The following is a 3,144-nucleotide window of genomic DNA, read 5'->3' as shown; positions in this document are numbered from 1 at the left end:
CCTTACGGCGTGGCGCGCGGGCGTGAGGATTTCATCGGGATCGCCCAGATAATCACCGACCCCAGCACCAGCAGCGCGGCGACAAACCACAACCCGCTGTTAAAGCTACCGGTCACATCCTTCAGCCAGCCGATCATAAACGGACTTAATGCCGATCCGATGTTGCCGGTGGCGTTGATCACCGCAATACCGATCGCGCGAGCGCGCAGGCTGATCGATTGATCCGGCGTGGTCCAGAAGATCGCCATCGCACTGAATGAGCCCGTCGATGCCATCACGATCCCCAAAAGTTGGATCAGGCTATGGCTGGTCGCCGAGGCCAGCAGCCAGCCCGCGGCGGCAAACAGGAACGGCAGTGCCGTGTGGTGCTTACGCTCCTGGTATTTATCGGAATGGCGGCTCCAGTAAATCATGCCGAGAATGGTGCACACCTGCGGAATAGCCGCCAGCAGGCCGATGGTGATGTTACTGCTGCCCTCGTTAAAGCTCTTGAGGATCTGCGGCGTCCAGATGCTGATGGCGCTAAGCGTGTTGGTCAGGCAGAAGTAGGCCAGCGTGTACATCAGGACGATCGGCGTAAATACTTCGCGCCACAGGCTGCGCTTTTGCATGGCGCTGTGGCTAACCGCCCCTTCCGGCTGCACTAGCGTCAGATGGTCTTTATCCATCATCTCCTGTAAGCACTTTTTATCCTCGTCGGTCAGCCATTTGGCCTTCGCCGGGGAATCATCAAGCCAGTACCAGACCATCACACCGAGCAGCACCGCCGGGAAACCTTCCAGCAGAAACAGCCACTGCCAGCCGTGCATGTTCAGCAGACCGTCCATCGACAGAATATAGCCCGAGACAATTGAGCCCAGCGCGGTGGTCACCGGCATGGCAATCATAAACAGGGCGTTGGCGCGGGCGCGGAAGAACGCCGGGAACCAGTAGGTTAAATACAGCAGAATGCCAGGCAGGAATCCGGCTTCGGTGATGCCCACCAGCATGCGCAGCACGTAGAGGCTTTTTGGCCCGACGGCGAACATAGTGGCGGTAGAGGCAATGCCCCACAGCACCATAATGGTGGCAATCCAGCGCCGCGCGCCGACGATGCTCAGCATGATGTTGCTGGGAATGCCGAAAATCACATAGGTGGCGTAAAACAGCGTGGTGGCGAGGCCGAACATGGTGGCGTTGAGGCCGAGATCCGCCCCCATCGTCAGCCCGGCAAAGCCGATATTAATACGGTCTAAGAATGAGAAGATAAACAGCACAAACAAAAACAGAACCAGACGACGAAACAGTTTGTTGATAACCGATTGTTGGCCCGCCGTCAGCTGCTTATGCTGGTCGGCCGGGTTGAGTTGCTCCGGAATGGCAGGTGATGTATCGCTCATTATCCTTTCCTCTGATGGGAATTTGCGTAGGGTGAAGCAGGGTTTTCCCGAGGCGCTTTGCTTGTCGGGCCTACGGGGAGGCCAGATAAGCGCAGCGCCATCCGGCAGGGGTTAATACACGCCGGACGAACCCAGCGAGGTTTTCTCCGCGCCAAAGCGCGCCGCCAGCGCTTCTGCGCCGCGGGCCAGCAGCGTGGTATCGACGCCGACGGCGACAAACAGCGCCCCCAGCTCCAGATAACGCTTCGCCAGCGGTTCATTTGCCATCAGAATGCCCGGCGCTTTCCCCGCCGCACGAATCTGCACGATGGCTTTTTCAATGGTCGCCTGCACTTCCAGGTGCTGCGGATTACCGGCAAAGCCCATATCGGCGCTGAGATCCGCCGGGCCGATAAACACGCCGTCCACGCCGTCGACATCGAGGATCTGCGCCAGGTTACTCACCGCTTCGCGGGTTTCAATCTGCACCAGCACGCACATCGCTTCGTTGGCCTGATGGATATAGTCCGGCACGCGGTTCCAGCGGGATGCACGCGCCAGCGCGCTGCCAACACCGCGAACGCCCAGCGGTGGATAGCGCGTCGCCGCCACCGCCGCCCGCGCTTCATCGGCGTTCTGCACCATCGGCACCAGCAGGGTCTGCGCGCCCACGTCGAGCAGCTGTTTAATCTGCACCGCATCGTTCCAAGACGGACGCACCACCGGCTGACTGGGGTATGGCGCAATCGCCTGTAGCTGGGTCAGCACCGTCTGGACGTTGTTCGGCGCGTGTTCACCGTCAATCAGCAGCCAGTCAAAGCCCGCCCCCGCCAGCAGTTCGGCGCTGTAGCTGCTGGAAAGCCCCAGCCACAGGCCAATTTGCGGCTGGCCTGCTTTCAGCGCGTCTTTAAAACTGTTCTTCATCATCGTCATTTCCTTTTATACGAACCGGCAGGTGATCGCGCCCATGTTGCCGTAATCGACGTGGAAGGTGTCACCCTTACGCGCCGGAACCGGACGGGTGAACGAGCCACCGAGAATAATCTGCCCCGCTTCCAGCTGAACATCGTACGGTGCCAGCTTGTTCGCCAGCCACGCCACGCCGTTCGCCGGGTGGTTAAGCACGCCCGCAGCGACGCCGGTCTCTTCAATCACGCCATTGCGATACAGCAGCGCGGAGATCCAGCGCAGGTCCAGTTCATCGGGCTTAATCGGGCGGCCGCCGAGGATCACGCCCGCGTTAGCCGCGTTATCGGAGATGGTGTCGAACACCTTACGCGGGCGCTGGGTTTCCGGGTCCACGTTGTGGCTGCGGGCGTCAATCAGCTCCAGCGCCGGGATCACGTAGTCGGTGGCGTTATAGACATCGAACAGCGTGCAGTTCGGTCCGCGCAGCGGTTTTGCCAGCACGAACGCCAGCTCCACTTCAATGCGCGGCACGATAAAGCGGTTGGTCGGAATATCGCTGCCGTCGTGGAAGAACATGTCGTCGAGCAGCGCGCCGTAGTCCGGTTCGCTAATCTGCGAGCTGGCCTGCATCGCTTTTGAGGTCAGGCCGATTTTGTGGCCCTTGAGCGTGCGCCCTTCGGCAATCTTCATCTCAACCCATTCGCGCTGGACGGCATAGGCGTCTTCAATGGTGATGTCCGGATAATCCAGCGAGACGGCACGGATCTGCTCACGCTGTTTTTCAGCCTGATTCAGCCGCTGGGCAATCAGGGTACGAGTCTGTTTATCGAGCATAGTGATTCCTGTGGCTATGTTTTCTCCCTCTCCCTGTGGGAGA

Annotated in this window: 3 protein-coding genes; all 3 read right to left on the bottom strand. The window is 59.8% G+C overall.

Annotated elements, in window-relative coordinates; translation table 11 throughout:
* Window positions 1–2: 2 nt before the first annotated feature.
* Window positions 3–1,379 (bottom strand): 4-hydroxyphenylacetate permease, encoded by a 1,377-nt coding sequence (gene hpaX, locus GKAS_RS23095; protein ID WP_035897848.1) that lies wholly within the window; start codon window positions 1,377–1,379, stop codon window positions 3–5.
* A gap of 111 nt (window positions 1,380–1,490) precedes the next feature.
* Entirely contained in the window at window positions 1,491–2,282 is a 792-nt protein-coding gene (gene hpaI, locus GKAS_RS23090) for a 4-hydroxy-2-oxoheptanedioate aldolase (protein WP_035897849.1), read from the bottom strand.
* Window positions 2,283–2,297: 15 nt separating this feature from the next.
* Window positions 2,298–3,101 carry a 2-oxo-hept-4-ene-1,7-dioate hydratase gene (hpaH, locus tag GKAS_RS23085; RefSeq protein WP_035897847.1) on the bottom strand — a complete coding sequence of 268 codons (804 nt, stop codon included), beginning with the start codon at window positions 3,099–3,101 and terminating at the stop codon, window positions 2,298–2,300.
* Between the last annotated feature and the right edge of the window lie 43 nt (window positions 3,102–3,144).

The organism is Kluyvera ascorbata ATCC 33433, from assembly GCF_000735365.1.
Classification (GTDB): domain Bacteria; phylum Pseudomonadota; class Gammaproteobacteria; order Enterobacterales; family Enterobacteriaceae; genus Kluyvera; species Kluyvera ascorbata.
The sequence above is the reverse complement of the archived record's forward strand: the minus strand, read 5'-3'. Positions and strand labels throughout refer to the sequence as shown.